At 66.4% G+C, this 21,502-nt stretch carries 21 protein-coding genes; 9 read left to right on the top strand and 12 right to left on the bottom strand.

The annotated features are described in order from the left end of the window. The first annotated feature begins 45 nt into the window (after positions 1-45). The 9 genes from G3574_RS09635 (at position 46) to G3574_RS09675 (ending at position 9,017) form a co-directional block, all read left to right on the top strand. Positions 46-549 (top strand): Fur family transcriptional regulator, encoded by a 504-nt coding sequence (locus tag G3574_RS09635; RefSeq protein WP_163962429.1) that lies wholly within the window; start codon positions 46-48, stop codon positions 547-549. Positions 550-589: 40 nt separating this feature from the next. Beyond that, positions 590-1,639 (top strand): CobW family GTP-binding protein, encoded by a 1,050-nt coding sequence (locus G3574_RS09640; RefSeq protein WP_163962431.1) that lies wholly within the window; start codon positions 590-592, stop codon positions 1,637-1,639. Positions 1,640-2,010: 371 nt separating this feature from the next. Continuing rightward, complete coding sequence (gene dksA / locus G3574_RS09645; RefSeq protein ID WP_163962433.1) at positions 2,011-2,496, top strand: RNA polymerase-binding protein DksA; 486 nt, start codon at positions 2,011-2,013, stop codon at positions 2,494-2,496. A gap of 222 nt (positions 2,497-2,718) precedes the next feature. Further along, the gene (locus G3574_RS09650; protein ID WP_235953253.1) at positions 2,719-3,048 is read left to right on the top strand and encodes a hypothetical protein; all 330 of its coding nucleotides are present in this window, start codon (positions 2,719-2,721) and stop codon (positions 3,046-3,048) included. Between the two features lie 87 nt (positions 3,049-3,135). Further along, positions 3,136-5,148, top strand: a complete 2,013-nt coding sequence (locus G3574_RS09655) for a TonB-dependent receptor (protein ID WP_163962435.1) — start codon at positions 3,136-3,138, stop codon at positions 5,146-5,148. A 167-nt stretch (positions 5,149-5,315) separates the two neighbouring features. Next, positions 5,316-6,833, top strand: coding sequence for an STAS domain-containing protein (locus G3574_RS09660; protein WP_163962438.1), 1,518 nt, complete (start codon positions 5,316-5,318; stop codon positions 6,831-6,833). A 96-nt stretch (positions 6,834-6,929) separates the two neighbouring features. Next, positions 6,930-7,466: an ATP-dependent protease subunit HslV gene (gene hslV / locus G3574_RS09665; protein ID WP_163962440.1), complete on the top strand. Its 537-nt coding sequence runs from the start codon at positions 6,930-6,932 to the stop codon at positions 7,464-7,466. A gap of 18 nt (positions 7,467-7,484) precedes the next feature. Next, positions 7,485-8,825: an ATP-dependent protease ATPase subunit HslU gene (hslU, locus tag G3574_RS09670; protein ID WP_163962442.1), complete on the top strand. Its 1,341-nt coding sequence runs from the start codon at positions 7,485-7,487 to the stop codon at positions 8,823-8,825. A gap of 12 nt (positions 8,826-8,837) precedes the next feature. After that, positions 8,838-9,017, top strand: coding sequence for a hypothetical protein (locus G3574_RS09675; RefSeq protein ID WP_163962444.1), 180 nt, complete (start codon positions 8,838-8,840; stop codon positions 9,015-9,017). A 651-nt stretch (positions 9,018-9,668) separates the two neighbouring features. Here G3574_RS09675 and G3574_RS09680 read toward each other — a convergent pair. From G3574_RS09680 to gspG, 12 genes are all read right to left on the bottom strand, one after another. Then, positions 9,669-10,493, bottom strand: coding sequence for a type II secretion system protein N (locus G3574_RS09680; protein WP_163962446.1), 825 nt, complete (start codon positions 10,491-10,493; stop codon positions 9,669-9,671). A gap of 53 nt (positions 10,494-10,546) precedes the next feature. Then, positions 10,547-11,770, bottom strand: coding sequence for a type II secretion system inner membrane protein GspF (gene gspF / locus G3574_RS09685; protein ID WP_163962448.1), 1,224 nt, complete (start codon positions 11,768-11,770; stop codon positions 10,547-10,549). Between the two features lie 8 nt (positions 11,771-11,778). Next, on the bottom strand, positions 11,779-13,218 hold the full coding sequence (gene gspE, locus G3574_RS09690) for a type II secretion system ATPase GspE (RefSeq protein ID WP_163962450.1): 1,440 nt from the start codon (positions 13,216-13,218) through the stop codon (positions 11,779-11,781). Continuing rightward, positions 13,215-15,524 (bottom strand): type II secretion system secretin GspD, encoded by a 2,310-nt coding sequence (gspD, locus tag G3574_RS09695; RefSeq protein WP_163962452.1) that lies wholly within the window; start codon positions 15,522-15,524, stop codon positions 13,215-13,217. The genes gspE and gspD overlap by 4 nt, the downstream gene beginning before the upstream one ends. Before the next feature lie 41 nt (positions 15,525-15,565). Then, the gene (locus G3574_RS09700) at positions 15,566-16,339 is read right to left on the bottom strand and encodes a type II secretion system protein N (protein WP_163962454.1); all 774 of its coding nucleotides are present in this window, start codon (positions 16,337-16,339) and stop codon (positions 15,566-15,568) included. Positions 16,340-16,351: 12 nt separating this feature from the next. Continuing rightward, positions 16,352-16,870: a type II secretion system protein GspM gene (gene gspM, locus G3574_RS09705; protein ID WP_235953260.1), complete on the bottom strand. Its 519-nt coding sequence runs from the start codon at positions 16,868-16,870 to the stop codon at positions 16,352-16,354. Beyond that, on the bottom strand, positions 16,867-18,117 hold the full coding sequence (gene gspL / locus G3574_RS09710; protein ID WP_235953262.1) for a type II secretion system protein GspL: 1,251 nt from the start codon (positions 18,115-18,117) through the stop codon (positions 16,867-16,869). Before gspL ends, gspM begins: the two co-directional genes overlap by 4 nt. 28 nt (positions 18,118-18,145) lie before the next feature. Next, complete coding sequence (gene gspK / locus G3574_RS09715; RefSeq protein WP_328804770.1) at positions 18,146-19,162, bottom strand: type II secretion system minor pseudopilin GspK; 1,017 nt, start codon at positions 19,160-19,162, stop codon at positions 18,146-18,148. A 77-nt stretch (positions 19,163-19,239) separates the two neighbouring features. Continuing rightward, on the bottom strand, positions 19,240-19,881 hold the full coding sequence (locus tag G3574_RS09720; RefSeq protein WP_163962459.1) for a PulJ/GspJ family protein: 642 nt from the start codon (positions 19,879-19,881) through the stop codon (positions 19,240-19,242). Next, positions 19,865-20,254 (bottom strand): type II secretion system minor pseudopilin GspI, encoded by a 390-nt coding sequence (gspI, locus tag G3574_RS09725; RefSeq protein WP_163962461.1) that lies wholly within the window; start codon positions 20,252-20,254, stop codon positions 19,865-19,867. Before gspI ends, G3574_RS09720 begins: the two co-directional genes overlap by 17 nt. Before the next feature lies 1 nt (position 20,255). Then, the gene (locus G3574_RS09730; protein WP_328804771.1) at positions 20,256-20,759 is read right to left on the bottom strand and encodes a GspH/FimT family pseudopilin; all 504 of its coding nucleotides are present in this window, start codon (positions 20,757-20,759) and stop codon (positions 20,256-20,258) included. Next, entirely contained in the window at positions 20,747-21,211 is a 465-nt protein-coding gene (gene gspG, locus G3574_RS09735; protein ID WP_163962572.1) for a type II secretion system major pseudopilin GspG, read from the bottom strand. Before gspG ends, G3574_RS09730 begins: the two co-directional genes overlap by 13 nt. Positions 21,212-21,502: the final 291 nt, after the last annotated feature.

The following is a 21,502-nucleotide window of genomic DNA, read 5'->3' on the forward strand; positions in this document are numbered from 1 at the left end:
CCGCCGGTGCACCGCATCGGCGCCGGACTGCGCGATAATCCCGTGATGAGCAGCAAAGCCAAATTCCCTTCCGTCATTCCGCACGCTTCCCCGCCCGCCTCGGCGGTGTCGGCGCTTGCCGAATCGCAGCTGCGCGCGGCGGCGGTGCGCATCACCTCGGCCCGGATCAAAGTGCTGGCCGCGCTGCTGCAGGCCGAGCAGGCCTGCTCGCACCAGGACATGCAGGATGCCTTCGCCGACATGGACCGGGTCACCCTCTACCGGGCGCTGGACTGCCTGACCGACGCCGGCCTGGCGCACAAGATCGCCGGCGATGACCGGGTTTTCCGCTACAGCGCCGGCGCGGAGCATCCCGCCGACGCGCCGCACCACCAGCACGGACACTTCAAGTGCACCCGCTGCGCGAGGGTGTTCTGCCTCGAGAGCGTGGCCGAGCCCGCGCTGCTGCAGGACGCGGTGCGGAAATCCCTTGGAAAGGGCTTCCGCAGCCACGACATCGAATTCACCATCAAGGGCTGGTGCCCGGACTGCGCGCCCGCCTCCGAATGACCCGGACAACCGACCAACGAACACGAAGGAGAAGAGACGCATGGCTCTCGTCCCCGCCACCATCCTGACCGGCTTCCTCGGCGCCGGCAAAACCACCCTGCTCAACCGCATCCTCAAGGAACCGCACGGGCACAAGATCGCCGTCATCGAAAACGAATTCGGCGAGGAAAACATCGACAACGAAATCCTGGTGCAGGACAGCAACGAGCAGATCGTAGAGATGAGCAACGGCTGCGTCTGCTGCACCGTGCGCGGCGACCTGATCGCGGCGCTGGGAACGCTGGCGCAGAAGCGCAATGACGGCGAGATCAGCTTCGACCACCTCGTCATCGAAACCACCGGCCTGGCCAATCCAGGGCCGGTGGCGCAGACCTTCTTCATGGACGACGAGGTCGCCATGCACTACATGCTCGACGCGGTGATCACGGTGGTCGATTCGCGCCATGCGATGCAGCAGCTCGACGAGCACGAGGAAGCGCAGCGTCAGGTCGGGTTCGCCGACAAGCTGCTGCTGTCCAAGACCGATATCGTGGCGGCGGGGCAGGTCGACGAGCTGGTCACGCGCCTCAAGCGCATCAATCCGCGCGCGCCCGTCGGCAAGGTGCATTTCGGCGAAGTGCCGATCGCCGAGGTGCTCGACCTGCGCGGCTTCAACCTGAACGACAAGCTGGAAATCGATCCAGATTTCCTCGCCGCCGAGGAACATGATCACGACCATGATCACGCCTGCGGCGAGCATTGCGATCATGACCACCATGACCATGCACACGACCACCACCATGCGCGCCATGCCGACGACGTGGCGGCCTTCGTCTACCGCAGCGACCGGCCCTTCGATACCGCGCGTCTCGATGACTTCCTCGGACGGCTGGTGCAGGTGTACGGGCCGCGCATGATGCGCTACAAGGGCGTGATCTGGATGGAAGGCGCGGACCGCAAGGTCGTGTTCCAGGGCGTGCACCAGATGATGGGCAGCGACATCGGCGCGAAGTGGGGCGATGGCGAACCCCGCGGCAGCAAGATGGTGTTCATCGGGAAAAATCTGCCGAAGGAGACATTTGTCACCGGGCTCGACCAATGTCTGGTATAAACTACGGCCGCTTTTGTTGAGGTCGCTCAGTCACCTCCGGTATCGGGGTGGCCGTTTTGCCAACAGATTCCGCTTAATGTGTGTTAGATTCTGCAATGAATGAATCTTTCCACAATGCAGAATTTAGTATCGTCAGATTGTGCGTCGTCATCGGTGCGTGTGCAAAACCCATTGCCAAAGCACTGAAAAGCAAGGTAAAACACAGGTTCGCAGCCGCGTTGAAGCCTGACGGAAACTTCGGTTTCCCAACTGGACAAGGCGGCTTGCGCAAACGTCTCTCCTGCCGGTGATCGATCGGCATCGGGAGCCGGGTTGCAAGGAGACGTCCGGAAACCGGGCCCATGGCCAGGCATTCCGGATGAAGACAGTCGATGGAAACATCCGCAGTTTCGAAAGTAAGCGAAGTGGCTACCAAACAGAACAAATCGACGCCTGCCCCCGCTGAGGGCACGCTTCTGTCCGAGGAGCAGATCCTCGCGATGAGCGACAAAGACTACATGAACGAGGCGCAGCTGGCTTTCTTCAAGGCGCGCTTGCAGCAGCTCGAAAGAGACCTGCTCAAGAACGCCGGCGAAACGACAGAGCACCTGCGTGAAACCGTGCTGGTTCCAGACCCCGCCGACCGAGCGACGATCGAGGAAGAGCATGCGCTGGAACTGCGTACACGCGACCGCGAGCGCAAGCTCCTCAAGAAAGTGCAGCAGGCCATCGCCAGCATCGATGCCGGCGACTACGGCTGGTGCGAGGAAACCGGCGAGCCGATCGGCATTCCCCGGCTGCTCGCCCGCCCGACCGCCACGCTGTCGCTCGAAGCGCAGCAGCGCCGCGAACTGAAGCAGAAGCTGTACGGCGACTGAGATTCCGCGCCGGTCCGCCGCATCGCCGGCGTCGCCGGTGCTGCGTCCAACCCGGAATCCGCATCACAAGCGCACCTTGCCTGCCGGCAGCGTGCGCTTGTTTTCTTTCCGGTCCGGAAACGGCAGCGCCGGGCAGGTCGCGCCGGCACCGGTATAATGCTCCCCTGCCGTCCAACCCCACTCCCCGTGCCCGTGCTTCTTCGACACCAGCGCAAACCATCCTTGTCCATCGTCCTGCTGCTGGCGATGGCGCTGCTGTTCGCGCAATGGGCCGGCCTGAAACACCGCATCGTGCACGCCGCGCTGATGCAGGGCGCGCAGACGGCGATGCAAACTGATGCCTCCGCCGGCAAGTCCGGCGGCGATGCCGACCTGAGCCATTCCTGCCTTGCCTTCGACGCGGCGGCCACGGCCGATGCCTTGCACATGCCGCCCGTCCTGCCGCCGCTGCTGTCCAGCGCGCGCGTCCTGTCGCTCTGGGCCGCCTTCCTCTCCTGGGATGCGCCTCCCTCCCTCTGCTTTTCTTCCCGCGCGCCACCCGTGCGCCGATGAACGCCCGCGCGGCCCTCGCCGCGCCCATCCGTTCCGCCGGCATGACTGCCGTCGGCACCGATCCACTTTCATCGGCAATCCCACATCATGGCAATGTATCGACGCCGCGCGGCCAGCGCGGTCATTTCCGCGCTCGCGAGCCTGCCAGCGCTGGCGCAGCAAACACAGCAACCCGAACCGGCGATGAGCACCGTCACCGTCACCTCCAGTGCGCTCGGCGGCGGCGAGGCGGGGCAGATCCTGAGCCCGGCCAAGGTGCTGGCCGGCCCCGAACTGCGCAACAAGCAAGGTGTTTCCCTCGGCGACACGCTGTCGCATGAACTCGGCGTCTCGGCCTCGGGCTTCGGCGCCGGCGCATCCCGCCCCATCATCCGCGGCCTCGAAGGACCGCGCATCAAGGTGCTGGAGAACGGCATGTCGGTGGCGGACGTGTCCACGCTGTCCAACGACCACGCGGTGGCAACGGAATCGTCCACCGCGCGCCAGATCGAGATCCTGCGCGGACCGGCGGCGCTGCTCTACGGCTCGGGCGCGATCGGCGGACTGGTCAACGTGGTGAATGAACGCATTCCCCAGGAACTGGCGACGCAACCCTCCGGCGAAGCCGAGCTGCGGCTGGGAAGCGCCGACCGCGAACGCGGCCTGTCGCTCTCGGGCGACGCCGCGGCGGGCAGCCTCGGCCTGCACGTAGATGGCAGCGCCCGCACCACTGGCGACTACGCGATTCCCGGCCTGGCCGCGCCCAACGATCCCGCCGGTCCGCGCGACCGCCTGCCCTCGTCGGCCACCCGCGCAAGCACCCTGGGCTTCGGCATGTCGCGCATCGGCGACTGGGGCTATGCCGGCGTCTCGGTCGACACGCGCAACAGCCGCTATGGCATCCCCACCGCCGAGCGGTCTTTCATCGACCAACAGCAAACCCGCTTCAACGTCGAAGGCATGGTGCTGCGGCCCGCCGACGGCATCGAAAGCATGCGCTTCAAGCTCGGCGCTTCCGATTACCGTCATACCGAAAAGCTGCAGGACGGGACGCCGGCCACCGACTTCAGCAACCGCAGCAACGAGGCGAGGCTGGAGCTGGCGCATGCGCCGCTTGGCGGCTGGCGCGGCACCGTCGGCGTGCAGGCGGAAACCAGCCGTTTCTCCGCCTTGTCGGCCGAGACCGGCCGGGCGGACACCGTCCCGGCAACCCGTTCGGATTCGGCGGCCGCCTTCGCGGTCGAGGAACGCGAGTTCGGACCGGTGCGCGCCAATGCCGGCCTGCGCCTGGAATCGGTCAGCCGCCGGCCCGACCAGGGCATGCAGCCCGATCGCCGTTTCAACCTGGCGTCGGCATCCGCCGGCGCGCTGTGGCACTTCGTGCCGGGCTACGCAGCCGGCGCCACGATCTCGCTTGCCCAGCGTGCGCCATCGATCGAAGAGCTCTATTCGGAAGGGCCGCATGAATCGACGGCGACCTTCGACATCGGCAACGCCGACCTGCGGAAGGAAACCTCGCGCAACCTCGAACTTAGTTTGCAGAAAACCAGCGGCAAGCTGCGCTGGAAGGCGAACTTGTTCGAGAACCGCATCCGCCATTTCATCTTCGGCCGCATGGACGGCACCATGGTCGGCGAAACCGGCGCGGCCGATGCGGCGGGCGGCTTCATGCGCCGCGTCTGGTCGCAGGGCGATGCCACCATCCGCGGCGCGGAAGCCGAGGTCGGCTGGAACCAGACCGGTTCCGGCTGGTCGCTGCGGGCCTTCGGCGACGTCTCGCGCGGCAGGCTGGACGACGGCAGCAACCTGCCGCTGCAACCGGCAGCCAGGATAGGCGTGGAGACCGGCTATCGCGCCGGTCCGCTGCGCAGCGGCGCGTCGCTCACGCGCGCGCTGGCGCAGGACCGGCTCGCGCCCTTCGAATCCTTCGCCACCCCGGCTTATACGCTGCTCGATGCCAACGTCTCCTACACCTGGAAGACCGCGCGCGCCGAATGGACCGGCTTCGCGATCGGCAAGAACCTGCTCAACCAGGACGTCCGGCTATCGACCTCGCTGCTGCGCGCCGTGGCGCCGCAACCCGGCCGCGATCTCATCGTTGGCGTGCGTACAACGTTCTAGGCGCGGCTGCCGCCAGCGGTGCACCGCAACGGTGCTCCGACTGGCTAGGCATGGCTGCCTGTGTTACCTTACAGATTGCTTGCAACCGGGAATCACTCCCGCTTGCCGGCATCGAACAAGCGTCGCATTCGTGGACATTCGCGGACCATTCTCCATCCTGGGAACACGTGGGAATCTTTTCTTTATTCGGCAAGAAAGACCGTCAGCAGTCGCCTGACGATGCGTCTTCGCGCGCGAAGAAAGGCGGCGCCCGTTCCTCCGCGAAGCCGGGTGCGCGCACGCCGCCGAAGCGGGATGCCCAGACCGCGCTCGCGACCGCGATGAAGATCGATGCCATCGAATCGGAAATGTCTTCCGACTTCCTGCTGAGCCGGGCCATGACGACCATCGCCCGGACGACGCAGGACGGTACGCCTGTTCCTCCTGTTTCATCTGCCTCATCCGCCTCATCGGCGCCTTCTCCCACACCTGCCGCACCCGCTGCGCCGGCAAGATCCGCCAAGCCCGCCGCGCCGGCGCCCGTCGCCAGGCCGCCCAAGCCCGTCGTTCCCGCCGCATCGTCGCTGGATGCCGTCGGCGACCTGCCCGGCCTGACCGACATGGGCACGACCACCCAGTTCCTGCTGGGCGGGTCGAGTTCGCTGGGCGCGGTGGCGGTGGCGGAATCGGAAGTCGCGGCGGTCGTCGAGGAGGCCGCCATCCTGTTCGCCAATGGCCAGTTCACCCTGGTCGAACAGTTGCTCAACAATGCCATCCTCGACAAGCAGGGCGACGACATGCAGTCCATCTGGCTGATGCTGTTCGACCTGTACCAGATCACCGGCAAGCACGCCGAATTCGACAACCTGTCGATTGCCTACGCCAGCCGTTTCGAACGCTCGCCGCCCGCGTGGGCCGGCTCTTCTGCACGCTCGGGCGCGACCGGCGCCGCGGCCGGCAGCGGTTCATCGCCCGCCATTCCGTTCTCCGGACGGCTGGACGCCAACGCCAGGAAGCAGGTCGATCGCGTCGACAAGGTGGCCGAGAGCTACCGCGCGCTGCGCCTCGAATTCACCCGCGTGACCGACGTGGAACCAGCCGGCTGCCGCCTCCTGCTGGACCTGCTGCTGCGTTTGCAGAAGTCGGGCCACGAACTCGTGCTGGTGGGCGCGATGGAACTCGCCGCCAAGGTCCGCGCCACGCTGGAGGTGGGCCGGCAGGAAGATACCGAGCCGGGCTGGCTGCTGCTGCTGGAAATATTGCGCCTGCTCGGCCAGGAAAGCGTGTTCGAGGAAGTCAGCATCGATTACTGCGTGACCTTCGAGGTTTCCCCCCCGGCCTACGTGGCGCCCCAGAACAAGGTCACCACCGCGGCGGCTTCCGCGCCGGCCGGCAACATCGGCAACATCGGCGGCAATGCCGAGGACGGCGAATGCTACAAGCTGCCGCCGGTGATCGACGGCCGGGTCGACAACCTGATCGTCGCCATCGCCGCCTATTCGGACGAGCACTCGCCCGCCATCATCGACTGCTCGGTGCTCACCCGCATCGACTTCGCCTCCGCCGGCCGGCTGATGAGCGGCCTCGCGCCCTTCTGCGGCAACGGCAAGACCTTCGAGTTCCACCACGTCAATCATCTCGTGGCCGCCCTGTTCGAGGTCATCGGCCTGAAGGACATGGTGCGCGTCGTTCCCCGCAAGAACTGACCGGAAAACATCCTCGCCGCCGCCGCCGGCATCGCCTTGTAATTTCCCCCGCCGCCCCCACCTGCCGAAGACTAACGCAGAACTTCAGGGGCATCCATGGAACAATTTCACGGCACGACAATCCTGTCGGTCAGGCGCGGCAATACCGTCGCGCTGGGAGGCGATGGCCAGGTAACGCTGGGCAACGTCGTGATGAAGGGAACCGCGCGCAAGGTCCGCAAGCTGTACCAGGGCAAGGTGCTGGCGGGATTCGCCGGCGGCACCGCCGATGCCTTCACGCTCATCGAGCGCTTCGAAGCCAAGCTCGAGAAGCACCAGGGCAACCTGCTGCGCGCCTCGGTGGAACTGGCCAAGGACTGGCGCACCGACCGCATCCTGCGCCGCCTCGAAGCCATGCTGCTCGTGGCTGATCGCGACGCCACCCTCATCATCACCGGCAACGGCGACGTGCTCGAACCCGAGCAGGGAATCGGCGCCATCGGTTCGGGCGGCGTGTATGCCCAGTCCGCCGCCAAGGCCCTGCTGGAAAACACCGAACTGTCGCCGCTCGATATCGTCAAGAAGTCGCTGACCATCGCCGGCGAACTGTGCATCTACACCAACCTCTCGCACACCATCGAAACCCTCGACTAATCCTCCGGATCCGACACCATGAACATGACTCCGCTAGAGATCGTCTCCGAACTCGATAAACACGTCGTCGGACAAGCCCGCGCCAAGCGCGCCGTTGCCATCGCCCTGCGCAACCGCTGGCGCCGCCAGCAGGTGGAAGAACCCCTGCGCCATGAAATCACGCCGAAGAACATCCTCATGATCGGCCCCACCGGCGTGGGCAAGACCGAGATCGCGCGCCGCCTCGCCAAGCTGGCCGACGCGCCCTTCATCAAGATCGAGGCTACCAAGTTCACCGAGGTCGGCTATGTCGGCCGCGACGTCGACACCATCGTGCGCGACCTGGTCGACATCGGCATCAAGCAGACCCGTGAATCGGAAATGCGCAAGGTGCGCGCCCGCGCGGAAGACAATGCCGAGGACCGCATCATCGACATCCTCGTGCCGCCGCCGCGCGACTTCGGCTTCAGCGCCACGCCCAGCAACGAGGGCGACACCGGCAACAACACGACCCGCCAGACCTTCCGCAAGCGCCTGCGCGAAGGCGCGCTCGACGACAAGGAAGTCGAGGTCGAGGTGGCCGACACCGCGCCGAGCATGGAGATCATGGCGCCGCCCGGCATGGAAGAAATGACCGAGCAGATCAAGTCCATGTTTTCCGGCCTGGGCGGCGGCCGCAAGAAGAAGCGCAAGCTGAAGATCAAGGAGGCGCTGAAGATCCTCGCCGAAGAGGAAGCCGCCAAGCTCGTCAATGACGACGAACTCAAGCAGAAGGCCATCGCCAACGTCGAGCAGAATGGCATCGTCTTCCTCGACGAGATCGACAAGATCGCCAGCCGCGCCGAAACCGGCGGCGCCGACGTTTCGCGCGCCGGCGTGCAGCGCGACCTGCTGCCGCTGGTGGAAGGCACGACGGTCAACACCAAGTACGGCATGATCAAGACCGACCACATCCTGTTCATCGCCTCCGGCGCCTTCCACCTCGCCAAGCCGTCCGACCTGATCCCCGAACTGCAGGGCCGCTTCCCGATCCGGGTGGAACTCGAATCGCTGTCCATTGCCGATTTCGAGCGCATCCTCACCAGCACCGATGCCTGCCTCACCCGCCAGTACGAAGCCCTGCTCGCGACCGAAGGCGTCACGGTCACGTTCGCCGACAGCGGCATCAAGCGGCTGGCCGAGATCGCCTACTCGGTCAATGAAAAGACCGAAAACATCGGCGCGCGCCGGCTCTATACCGTGATGGAAAAGCTGCTCGAGGAAGTGTCGTTCAATGCGACCGATTCGTCCGGCAAGTCGGTGGAGATCGATGGCGCCTACGTGGATGACAAGCTGGGCGAAGTGGCGGTCAATGAAGATTTGTCGCGCTACGTGCTGTAGGCTGGTGGTGCCATGGCGAACAAGGCGCTTGCGAAGCGGCAGAAGTTGATGATCCGGAGCGAGCCGGCACGGCGGCCGGTCAAGGGGCGCGCGCCAGGGACGGGCGTGGCGGCGCGGCCCAACGGCGGTGTGGCGGGTGAGCGCGCGGAGACTGTGCAGCAGAGGTTGTTGAAGAAGTTGATGGGGGAATGAGGGAGTGGTTGACTACCGCTGTCATCTTTGGCAGCAACCGGCATCGCTGCATCGCTCCGTCTTTTCCGCGCTGGCGGGAATCTCATTTCTATTCGGGCCCTACGAAAGTACCCAAAGAAAGCTGCTTTAACACCCATTTGCGAGCCACTTCGGGCGGCTTTGTTCGATGGGTTGAGGGGATGCCGTTCTCTGCGGTAGTAATCACCTGGAAGGCATTCGATGACTCGACCTCCTGCCGTATCGGCATGGCTCTAGCCTGTTCCGACGACGGGGAGCAGGAATCCGCAGACGAATCAGCGCCTCTGTCCTTTCAAGCACCCTCCGCTCTGTCCCCTCCCTTTCAAGGGGGGCCGCCGAGGTGGAGGGCTAGGGTGGGGATGGGTTTCGGTCGTGTTTAAAGAACAGTATTTATTTCGCTGATCATTTCAACGCTGTCCTTTGCTCGCACCGGAAACCCATCCCCACCCCAACCCTCCCCTTGAAAGGGAGGGAGCTTGGTAGTCAGGGCGCGAGTGTGGTGGTGGTAGCGGTCGCCGTCACGCAATGCTGAAGGCGAGCTCGCCGAGGCGAGTCTCGGCAAGCCCACACCTGCGCAGGAAATGACAAAGGTAGCCAGGACACGATCGCCCTAGCCAGGCATGACAGCGCCCCCTACTGCGAGGGCAACGCCTGCTGCATCCCCGCCGGCGGCACCGGCACCGCCGTATTCACCGGCGGCGTCACCCCCGAAGGCAACACCGGATTCACGGCCGGATTGACCGCCATCCCCGGCGCAACGCTCCCCGGCAAACTCACGCCGGAATTCGGCGGCGCCGTCTGAGGCTGCGGCACGATGGGCTGCTGCGTGGCGGGAATCGCCTGGTTGGCGGGAGGCGATACCGGCGGCGGCGAAGGGGGCACGGTGCGCTGCTGGGCGGAGGAAGGCAGCGGGGCCTGCGGCGGCGTGGCTGGCGGTGGTGAGGGCAGGCTTGATGCGGGCGGCATGACCGCGCTGCGGGCCGTGGGCTGGGCCGGCGGCGGAGGCGGCATCGGCCGCGCGGTGACCGGCGGCGCGGAGGCGATCTCCGGCAAGCCCTTGGCGCTCTCCGGCAACTCCACGCGTTTCATCACGCCGTTTTCACTGATCATCACATGGTCGCGGGTGACTTCCTTGACGATCACGCCGGGATTCATTTCCGTGCCGACGCGCACGGCCTGCGCCGGCTTGCCGTCGGCGCTCACGATCGCGACGCTGTCCTTGGTGCCGGCGGCGATGATGCCGCGCAGCTGGTAGTTGCTGGCCACCGCGGTCTTGCCGGCGCGGCCGCCGAACAGCGAAGCGGCGGCGTCGACCGAGGGGTCGGCCTTGACTTCCCGCGGCGGGGCGGCGACCGGGCGCACCGGCGGCTTGAACAGTTGCAGGGCCCAGTAGGCGGTCGCGGCGCACAGGGCGATGAACAGCAGGAAGCTGATCAGGAGCGGCAATCGTCGTTTCATTGTTGTTCTCTTCTCGTGTTTCCCGCTGCGGGCAAGTGTCTCGTGCGCCTCATCTACCGCACCATCTGGTTGATCTCGATGATCGGCATGAGGACCGCGAGCACGATCAGCAGCACCACCACGCCCATCACCAAAATCAGGGCCGGTTCCAGCAGGCCGGCGATGGTCATTGCGCGGCGCTCGAGGTCCTGCTCCTGCGAGTTGGACGCGCGCTCGAGCATGGCGGGCAGTTCGCCGGTGACCTCGCCGGCGCGGATCATGTGGATCAGCATCGGCGGGAAATGCTTGTGGGCCGACAGGGCGCGCGCCAGGCCGACGCCTTCGCGCACGCTGGCGGTGGCTTCTTCCACCTGTTCGCGCATGGCGACGTTGGAGAGGGTGTCGCGGCTGGTCTGCAGGGCGCGCAGGATGGGCACGCCGGAGCCGGTGGTGATGGCGAGCGTGCTGGCGAAGCGCGCGGTGTTGAGGCTGCGCTCGAACTTGCCGTAGAGCGGCGCGTTGAGCAGCCAGCGGTGCCAGCGGTACTTGATGTCAGGGTTCTTGAGCGCGGTGCGCCAGGCCAGGAAGATGGCGACCAGCGCAATGCCGACGATCCAGCCCCAGCTGCGCACGAAGTCGGAAATGCCGAGCATGATGATAGTGAGCACCGGCAGCTTCTGCTTGGTGTTGGCGAACACCGACACGATCTGCGGCACCACGTAGGCCAGCAGGAAGATCACGATGGCGAAGGCAACGACCGTCACGATGGCGGGATAGGTGAAGGCCAGCCTGACCTTCTGCACCAGGGAATTGCGGCGCTCGATGTAATCGGCGAGGCGCGACAGCACCCGCGAGAGCTGGCCGATCTGCTCGCCCGACGACACCAGCGCGCGGTAGATGTCGGCGAAGTCGCGCGGATGGCGGGCCAGGGCGTCGGACAGCGAGGAGCCGCCCATGATCTCGGAACGGATGGAGGCGACGAGGTCGCGCACGTAGGCGCGCTCGGCCTGTTCCAGCAGCGCGGTGAAGGCCTGCTCCAGCGGCAGGCTGGCTTCGAGCAGGCTGGCAAGCTGGCGGGTGAACAGGGCCAGCTCCTGGGTGGACAGCTTGTCGCCGAAGGAAAAGCTGCGCCGGCCTTGCCCCATTTCGTCGACCTGGGCGGTGATGGCATCGACCACGATCGGCACCAGCCCTTGCGCCCGCAGGTCGGAGCGGGCGGCACGCGCGCTGTCGGCATTGACCACGCCCTTGCGCGTCGCGCCGACGGGATCGACGGCTTCGTAACGGAATGCTGGCATCGCTTGGCCTACTCCTTGGTCACGCGCAGCAGCTCGGCCTGCGTGGTCACGCCCTGCTGCAGCCAGCGTTCGCCGTCCTCGCGCATGGTCTTCATGCCGTCGCGCTGGGCGGTGGCGCGGATCTCGTGCTCGGACGCGCGGTCGTGGATCTGGGCGCGGATTTCATCGGTGGTAAGCAGCAGCTCGTACACGCCGACCCGGCCCTGGTAGCCGGTGTGGCCGCACTTGTCGCAGCCCACCGCATGCCAGTGCTCGCCGTCGTTGCGCTTGCACACCGGGCACAGCTTGCGCACGAGGCGCTGGGCCACCACGCCCAGCAGCGAGGACGACAGCAGGAAAGGCTCGATGCCCATGTCCAGCAGACGGGTCACGGCGGAGGCGGAATCGTTGGTGTGCAGCGTGGCCAGCACGAGGTGGCCGGTGAGCGAGGCCTGCACCGCGATCTGCGCGGTTTCGAGGTCGCGGATCTCGCCGATCATGATGACGTCCGGATCCTGGCGCAGGATGGCGCGCAGGGCCTTGGCGAAGGTCATGTCGATGCGGGAGTTGACCTGGGTCTGGCCGACGCCGGCGAGTTCGTATTCGATCGGGTCTTCCACCGTGAGGATGTTGGTGGTGGACGAATTGAGCCTGGTCAGCGCGGCGTACAGCGTGGTGGTCTTGCCGGAACCGGTCGGGCCGGTCACGAGCACGATGCCGTGCGGCTGGGCGATGAGGTCGTCGAACTCGCCCTGCACTTCCTGGCTCATGCCGAGGTGGCTGAGGTCCATGCGGCCGCCTTCCTTGTCGAGCAGACGCAGCACCGCGCGCTCGCCGTGGCCGGTGGGCAGGGTGGAAACGCGCACGTCGACCGGCTTGCCGCCGATGCGCAGGGTGATGCGGCCGTCCTGCGGCAGGCGCTTCTCGGCGATGTCGAGCTGGGCCATGATCTTGATGCGCGAGATCAGCGAGGCATGGATGGCCTTCTTGGGCCGCACGATGTCGCGCAGCGTGCCGTCGATGCGGAAGCGCACCACCGAGACCTGCTCGAAGGGCTCGATGTGGATGTCGGAGGCTTCCTCGCGCAGGGCTTGCGTGAGCAGCGCGTTGATCATGCGGATGACCGGCGCGTCGTCGGCGGATTCCAGCAGGTCCTCGACCGCCGGCATGTCGAGCATGAGCTTGGCGAGGTCGAGGTCGGATTCCACGTCCTCGACCACCGAGGCGGCATCGCCGGCGGAGTTGGCGTAGATTTTCGCGATCGCGGCTTCGAGGTCGGCATGCGGCAGCGACTTGAGCTTGACGCGGCCGAAGCGGCGGCTGACCTCGGCGATGGCGGAGGGCGCGGTGGCATCCGACACCCAGACCTCGACCGCGTTGGCGGCCGTATCGCTGCGGCGCGCCAGCAGGGCGTGGTCGCGCGCGAAGGCGTAGGGAAGCAGGCGGGCGTCGGTCAGTATGGTAGTCATTGCGTTCTTGCGGGTTCGGGCAGCGGCGTGGTCGAGGGCGCCGGCGCGGGTGCGGCCGGCTGCAGGGGTGCCTGGGGCTGCGGGTTGTTGGGCGGGCTGTTGGGCGAATTTCCCGGCTGCACGCCTTGCTGCATGTAAGGCATGGGCTGCGCCGGCTGGTTGGCGGCCGGATTGTTCGATTGCACGCGCGGCATGTTGACGAGCGGCAGTCCCTGCGGCACGCCGTTGTTCAGCGGCGGCAGCATCGGCGCGTTCACGTCGGGCATGGCGAAGGCCGGCTTGGGCTGGCTCGCCGCCTGCACGCCGCGGATGTAGTCGTAGCGGTCGTTGACGAGGTTGACGCTTTGCTCGCTGCTGCGGATCACGGTCGGACGCAGGAACACCATGAGGTTGGTCTTGGTGCGCTTGCGGGTCTGGTACTTGAAGAGGTTGCCGACCACGGGAATGTCGCCCAGGCCCGGCACCTTCTCGTCGCCGTCGCTCACCTGGTCCTCGATCAGGCCGCCGAGCACGATGACCTGGCCGTCGTCGACCAGCACATTGGATTCGATCGAGCGCTTGTTGGTGATGATGCCCGCGGTGTTGGTGGTGTCGCGGATGCTGGACGTTTCCTGGTAGATCGCCATCTTGATGGTGCCGCCTTCGGACACCTGCGGGCGCACGCGCAGCGACAGGCCGATGTCGCGCCGCTCGATGGTCTGGAACGGATTCACGCCGGCCGCCCCGCCGCTGGCCTGGGTGGTGTACTGGCCGGTGATGAAGGGCACGTTCTGGCCGACGATGATGCGCGCTTCCTCGTTGTCGAGCGTGATCAGGTTCGGCACGGAAAGAATGTTGGCGTTGGCGTCGGATTCCAGCGCGTGGGCCAGCGCGCCCAGCGTCAGCGCGCCGTTGATCTGGCGGAAGAGGCCGATGTTCAGGCCGTTGCCGGGCGCGATCGGCGTGCCGGTGCTGCTCTTGGCGATGCCTTGCGAGATCAGGTTGTTGCCGCCGGTCGAGAAGCCGGTGCCGCCGCCGAGGCGGTAGGCGCTGGTGGAATCGCCGGTCAGGCCCAGCCACTGGATGCCGAACTCGGCCGCCTTGTCGGCATTGACCTCGACGATCAGCGATTCGACGTAGACCTGGGCGCGGCGCGCGTCGAGCTGGTCGATGACCGCGCGCAGGTTGCGGTAGACGGCTTCGCTGGCGGTAATGATCAGCGCGTTGGTGGCGGGATCGGCCTGGATGAAGCCGCCGGCGCCGCCGGTGGGCAGCGCGGCCGGGGTATTGGAGGGCTGCAGCTGGCCGCCGCCCAGCGCGCCTTGCTGGCCGGTGGCGTTGAGGGCCGTCTGTTGCTGCTGCGGCTGTTGCTGTTGCTGCTGCACCCCGCCGCTGCCCTGGGCCGCCGGATCGGACGCCACGACGGCGCGCAGGGTCTGCGCCAGGCGCACAGCGTCGGCGTTCTTCAGGTAGACCACGTGCACGTTGCCGGGCAGCGCGGTGGGCTGGTCGAGCTTGGCGACCAGCGACTTGGCGAAGTTGGCGCGGGCCACCGAGGGCGCGCGCACGATGACGGAATTGGTGCGGCTGTCGGCCAGCACCGTGGTGCGGTCCGCGCCCGCGGCCGCGCCGGGAGCGGCGGCGGCCTGGTCGAGCAGGCGGTTCACCATGGAAGCGATGTCGGTCGCCACCGCATGGCGCACGGGAACCACGTCGAGGTCCGAGACTGCCGGGGAATCGAGCGAGGTGATGATGCGCGACAGGCGCTTCAGGTTGTCGGCGTAGTCGGTGATGACGATCGAATTGTTGCCGGGGTTGGCGTTGATGGTGTTGTTCGGCGAAATCAGCGGCCTCAGCACCGGCACCAGGTTGGCGGCCTGCTCATAGTTCAGATGGAAGATCTGGGTGGCGATCTGGTCGCCGCGCACGTTGCCGGCGGCGATCGTCGGGCCGGCCTGCAGCTTGGCGTCGGCTTCCGGCACCACCTTGGTGTAGCCGTCGCTGCGCACCACCGCGAAGCCCTGCAGGCGCAGCGCCGAGGTCAGCATGTCCATGGCCTGGGCCTTGTTGACCGGCTTTTCCGAGACCAGGTTGATGGTGCCCTTGACGCGCGGATCGATGATGAAGGTGGTGCGGGTGAAATGTCCGACCGCCTTGATGACCGACTCGATGTCCGCGCCCACGAAGTTGAGCGTGGCCTGGTTGGACGAAGGATCCTGGGCGTGCACGACCGGCGTGCCGGAAAGCATGCACAGCACCATGGCGGCGGCGCCGATGCGGCGCCATGCCGGTGTGCGTTGGCCATGCCCGGAGGATGCTCGTTCCATGCGGCTTTCGGGGTGCAATGTTCCTGCTGATGATGATTTTTTCATTTGAACTCTAGCGCGATAACATTCTTGTCGCCTTCTCTTCGGCGTTGTCCCAGCAAATTCAGGAGATTTGCCAGCCGTTCTTCCTGCCCTTCTTCTGCTTCCGCCTTGCCGGAAAACTGCATGCGTCCATTCGTCAAACCGCCAGAGCCGTTCAGCAGCAGCGGTCCGTGCAGCGATTTCAGCGCCAGCCGGGCCTGCGGCCCTTGCCAGTCCATTATCAGTTCATAGGCCCCCAGCGGCTTGACGGGCGACAGACGCGAGGCGATGTCTTCCATCCTCAGCGTCATGGTGCCGTTGACGCTGACCTGCGCGCCCTGGCGCGCCACCTGCAGCGGCGTCCACGACAGCTGCATCCGGCCGGCGGGCTGGATGGTGTTGAGCGGGGCGCCCAGTCCGGCCAGGCGCTCGGCCGGCAGCGTGATCGCCGCCGGGCTCACCAGCCACTCGTACCAACTGCCCGTGATCCTGACCGGCTGGCTCAGGGCCTGGGCGTTTTCCAGGTCGGCATCGACCTGCCCGAGCAGGGCCATCGGCGACAGGCGCCAGGCGAAGCGTCCCGGCAGCAGGGGCGTCACCGGATCGGCGCCGCTCGGCGCGCCGCCGATAAAGGCGGAGCCGCGCCACAGGCTGCCTTGCGGATCGCCCAGCGTGAGGCGGCCGCCGGTCTGTCTTTCGACGATGGGCGACATCCACGCTGCCGGCAGGAATGCTCCTGCCGTCAAGGCGATCGTGACCAGGCCGGCCAGTAACCATAGCACAAGACGCAACACGTTCAGCCGCCCTTACTGCGCCGTGCGCTGCTGCCGCAGCGTGATGGTGGCATTGACGGTGTCCTGCTTCTCCTGCGCCTCGATGTTGGCATCGGTCACGGCCAGGCGCGCGGTGCGCTGCGCGTCGGCAAGCCAGTCGGTGATGCCGGCGAAGGAAGCGCCGTTGAGCTGCACCTTGACCTGCTCGCCGGTCACGACCACGCTTTGCGACTTCAGCCCGCGCGACGACAGGGCGCTGTCGATCATGTCCTTGGAAAGCAGCGGCGGCGGCGGCCTGGTCTTGCCGCCGAGTTCGGTGGCTTCACGCGTCATGGACTGCACTTCCGCCGTCTGCTGGCGCAGCGAGGGCAACTGCTTCTGCAGCATCGCGCGCCCGCCGAGGGCCGGGTCGATCAGCAGCACGTAGTAGAGCACCAGCACGAGGGCGATCGCGCCGGCGCCGAGGATGCGGCGCTCGCGGGGATTGCGGTCGCCCCAGAAGCTGGCGACCTGCTGCCTGAACTGGCTCATGGCCGGGGTGCGCTGCTTCATTTGCCGCTCCTGATCTGGAAGATGCCGGCGTTCGGCTGGGTCAGGCTCAGGTTGCGCGCGGCGAGCGCCGGTCGCAGCTGTTCCTCGGTGATGGCGGCGTTGGGCTTGAGCTTCATGGTCAGGGCCCGTTCGTGGTATTCGAGCGAGGCGATGGGGGTTTGTCCGGGCGCGATGCCGCGCATGACCTCGCCGACGGCGGCGGCCATGGAGAGGAAATCATCGGCGGCGAGCTGGCCCGCGTCGCGCTGGCCGGAGGCGATCTTCTGGCGCAGCTGGGCCACCGGATCGATGACCACGGTTTCCTTGGGGAAGGCGTTGCGGTAGGTCTGGGTCATGTTGTTGCGCAGGCCGTCGGCTTCGCGCCGCATGCGCAGCCAGTCGATGTTGAGCCCGACGGCATTGATCGCCAGCAGCAGGGTCGCCAGCACGAGGGGCCAGCGCCAGGGCCGCCAGTCGAAGCCGGCGCTGGCGCCGCCGGCCAAGCCGCTCATGAGGTCGACCTGGGCATTGGACGCGCCGTCGATCCAGCGCGGCCAGTTGTCGGCATGCAGCTTGATGCGTTCGTCCAGCGCGGGGACGATGTTCATCGAGTCCTGGTAGTCGCGCAGGCGAGATTGCGGCACGTAGAGCGTGACCGGCGAATGCGGCACCACGGTGCAGATGGCCTGGATGACTTCGAAGGCGGCGGTTTCGGGCTGGTCGGCGAGGATGGGCAGTCCGATGCCTTCCTGCGGCGCGAGGCGCAGCGCGACCTCGATGTCGTCGCCTTGCTCCATCACCGATGCGGTCACCGTGCCGTCCGGCACCGGCAGGCAGAACTGCGCGGGCAGGGCCACGACCTTGCGCGCGCCCAGCGTGGTGAGCGACTTGTGCAGCAGTTCCACCCAGCCGCGGTCGGCCACCGCAACGGTGCGCAGTCCGTCGAGCGTCGCGCCGGGAACGATCACGCAATCGGCGGGATCGGCCATCAGCGAATCCTCGACCAGGTTGGGCAAGGCGGTGCGCAGCTTTCCGGGAGACAGCGGCGGCACCTTGACGCGCAGCAGCGTGACGTCGCTGGCGGCCAGCAGCAGCACGACGCGCTGGGCGCGGCGGGCCATGTCGCCGAGTTCGGGCAAGGACGTGACGCCTTCGCGCTCGACGCTGCCGTTGGTGGTGGCGAGCGCATACTGGCAATACAGCGGCACGCCGGGCTGCAGGTTGTCGGCGGCGGACTTGCCGGGCAATCGGATGTACAGTGTGCTCAAATCGTGATCTTTCTTGTCGGCGCTTGTTCTAGTTTTCGCGAATCCATACCACGCGCGGGCTCTGGTTCTTCCGCTCGATCAGTGCCTGCATGCGCATCGTCGCGCGGTTGAGGCGCACGTTGCCGTTCACCAGGAAGTAATTGGTCGTGACGCTCAGCTGGCCCGTCTGGATCTCCTTCCCCGCGAGGCGATTGCGAAACGCCTCGACGCTGTAGAACGGCACCGCTTGCCTTCCCGCAACGAGCGCCGTCGCCTCGGCAAGCGACAGTGTACCAATTCTTGCAGCCAGCACCTCCGCCGACGCGGTATTGACGTTGACCGTGGTTTTGCCGGGCAGCACGATGACGAAGTCCTGGATGGCGGCGAGGGCTTCGGGCGTGAAGCCGGGCACTGCCAGCAGGTCATCCACGTGCAGGATCGGCAGCGGACGCGACGTGTCGGAACCGGCCTGGGTGGCGGACATGGCCTGCTGGGCTTGCTGTGCCTGCTGGTCGCCGGTGCCCTGGTTCATCATGCCCTGCGCCTGCTGGGAAGTCTGCTGGGATCCCGGCTGCCCAAACTGCCCCTGCTGCGCCTGCTGCACCGGCTTGGGCTGGGAGGACGCCATCAGGTCCGCCGTGGCCTGAGCCAGCGCCGGGTTGAGGCGGGCATTGCTCAGCAGCCGGCCGAAGGCCGCGACCTCGGCCGGGACGGGCACGCCGTTCTCCGCCAGGCCAGTCAGGTTGAAGCGCCCCTGGGCGTCGGCCAGGCCGCCCGACAGCACGGCGTCGGAGGCTTCCGTTTCGGAGCGGCCGTTCTCCACGTATTCGTCCAGGCGGGTCTCGGCCAGCGGCACCGCCCAGGGTTCGTTCAGGTGATCGACTCGCGTGTCGTCGGTGCGCAGGATGAGGCGGATCCAGTCCAGCGCACCGCGCAAGATCCATTGTTTCTGCAACTGCAGGCGCTGGTTCTCGATGGAGCGCACCTGCACCTGCTGCTGCCAGAACAGGCTGGCGACGATGGTGATCGCCAGCGTGGTCAGCAGCAGGGCGGTGACGACCGCCACGCCGCGCTGGCGATGGCTCCGGCAAGCAGATGCGCGCCGTGATCGGGCGGACCGGGATGGTGGGCGGGCTTGCCGTGTCATACGGTCCCCAGCAGGAAGATCTTGGTCATCGGCGCGCCGCGGTTGAGCAGCTGCAGGTCGACCTGCAGCCCGGTGGGCATGGCGCTGTCGCCGACGGCGTTGCTGTTGGGCGATTGCCCGGGCTGGCGCCAGCCTTGCTGGTCGCGGTACCAGGACTGGACGGCCATGCTGGCGACGTTGCTTTCGAGCTGCACGCCGGGCGGATTCGTGTCGGTGAGCACGGCCTGCCACACGGCATCGAGTTCCTTGAGGTCGCGCGTGCCGGCGGATTCGTAGCGCGTGAGCTTGCCGTCGCGCAGGCGGTAGGCCACCACCTGCATGCGCGAGGGCTGGTTTTCGGCGAATACGACGCGGATCATGGTGATGCGTCCCTGGTCCACCGCCAGCGTGGCGCGGTTGTTGAGTGTCGACGGCAGGACGATGCGGTCGCAGTCGCTCTGCATCTGGGCGAAAGCCAGCTGCATGCCGCGCGTCTGCTCGAGATCGTCGGTCAGGCCGACGCGGGCGCGCACGATGGTGTCGAGGCCGCGCCAGCCGAGCACCGCCACGATGGCCAGCACGGTAATGGCCACCAGCAGCTCGACCAGGGTGAAGCCGCCGGCCTTGCCCGGGTTGGCGCCCTTACGGTCCGTTTTCATTGTAGACAATCTGTGCCAGTTTGATGATGCGCCGCTCCGGCTGCAGGGTATCGACCACGCTGACCTCGACGCGGCGGAAACGCGGATTCGGCGTGGCCAGGATTTCTTCCTCGCAGGTCAGCTGCAGCTCGTCCTGCGGACAGGGGAAGGAACGCTTGGTCAAGGGCGGAAATTCGCGCGCCAGCCGGATCTGCGCGAGGCGGTTCTCGGCGGACCAGGTGGCCATCATGGCGGCGCGCAGCGCGCTGCTGTTCTGGGTGAGGCTGCCGACGGCGCGCAAGCTGGCGCCGAGCGCCGTGCCGACGATGACCAGTGCGACCAGCACTTCGAGCAGGGTAAAGCCGCGTTGCGGCCGGGGCATGCGAGGTTCCATGTCACTCCACCACGAAATGGCCGATGCCGTCGGCGCGAATCGACACGCTGGCATCGTCGGCCGCCAGCGTGAGCACGAAAGGCTTGTCCACCGGCTCGCGGCCGAAGACCACGCGCAACGGATTTGAACCCGCCTCGGTCATGGGCTGGATCGAGACCGACACCGGGGGGCGGCGGAATTCGCGCTCGCGCAGCATGTCGTCCTGGCCCATCGGCTGCCACGACACGTCGTCTCGGATGAGGAAGCGGTAACGGTCCTGCCCGACCTCGAAGGCGATGGGCCGGTTGCGCACGATGGCTTCGTCCCGCGCCAGCTGCATCAGCAGGGCGATGCGACGCGCCTCTTCCTGCAATACTTTCTGCGGGTCGGGAATGGCATTGAACGACACCACGCCGAGCATGATGCCGGCGATGACGATCACCACCAGCAGTTCAAGCAGGGTAAAGCCGGCCGCGTGCCGTTGGCGGGCGGCGGCTGGCCGGGTCGATGTAATCAGAGATCCCACGAACCAATGTCGGCATCGGCGCCGGCGCCACCGGGCTGGCCATCCGCGCCATAGGAAAACACATCCACTTCGCCCTTCACGCCGGGCGAGAGGTACTGGTACGCATTACCCCAGGGGTCCTTGGGCAGCTTGTCGATGTAGCCGCCGGACTTCCAGCCGTTGGCGGCCGGCCCGGAGGTCGGCTTCTGGATCAGCGCCTGCAGACCCTGCTCGGTGGTCGGGTAACGCTGGTTGTCCAGCTTGTACAGCTTGAGCGCCTGCATCAGGGTAGCGATGTCCTGGCGGGCTGCGGTAATGCGGGCATCGTCGGTGCGGCCCATCAGCTTGGGCACCACTAACGCGGCGAGAATACCCATGATCACGACCACGACCATGATTTCGATCAAAGTGAAGCCGCGGCTGACGGCACGCTTGAAGACATGGCGGGGCGGACGGGCGAGTTCGGTACGCATCATAGAAAAGGTTTCTCTGCTTGGAAAAGGAATAACAAAAATCAGAAGTATAAGGCCGAAGCGCCGACGCATCGGCATTCTGGCGGAATCAGCGGGCCGGGACGTGATCGCGTGGCCCATCTTGGAATGCAGCAACATCGTGCCGGAACGATGCGTTTTTTTATTGATATTCAACAATAGCGTTCCGCCGGCACACGCTTCGCGAGGAGGGAAACGTGGCTTTGCACTGCGGAACGTATGACTGGCAGGGTCACGATTAGTTTTCCCGGCTGCAGTAAAAAGCCGTAAATT

Source organism: Noviherbaspirillum galbum, assembly GCF_010974945.1.
GTDB lineage: Bacteria > Pseudomonadota > Gammaproteobacteria > Burkholderiales > Burkholderiaceae_D > Noviherbaspirillum > Noviherbaspirillum galbum.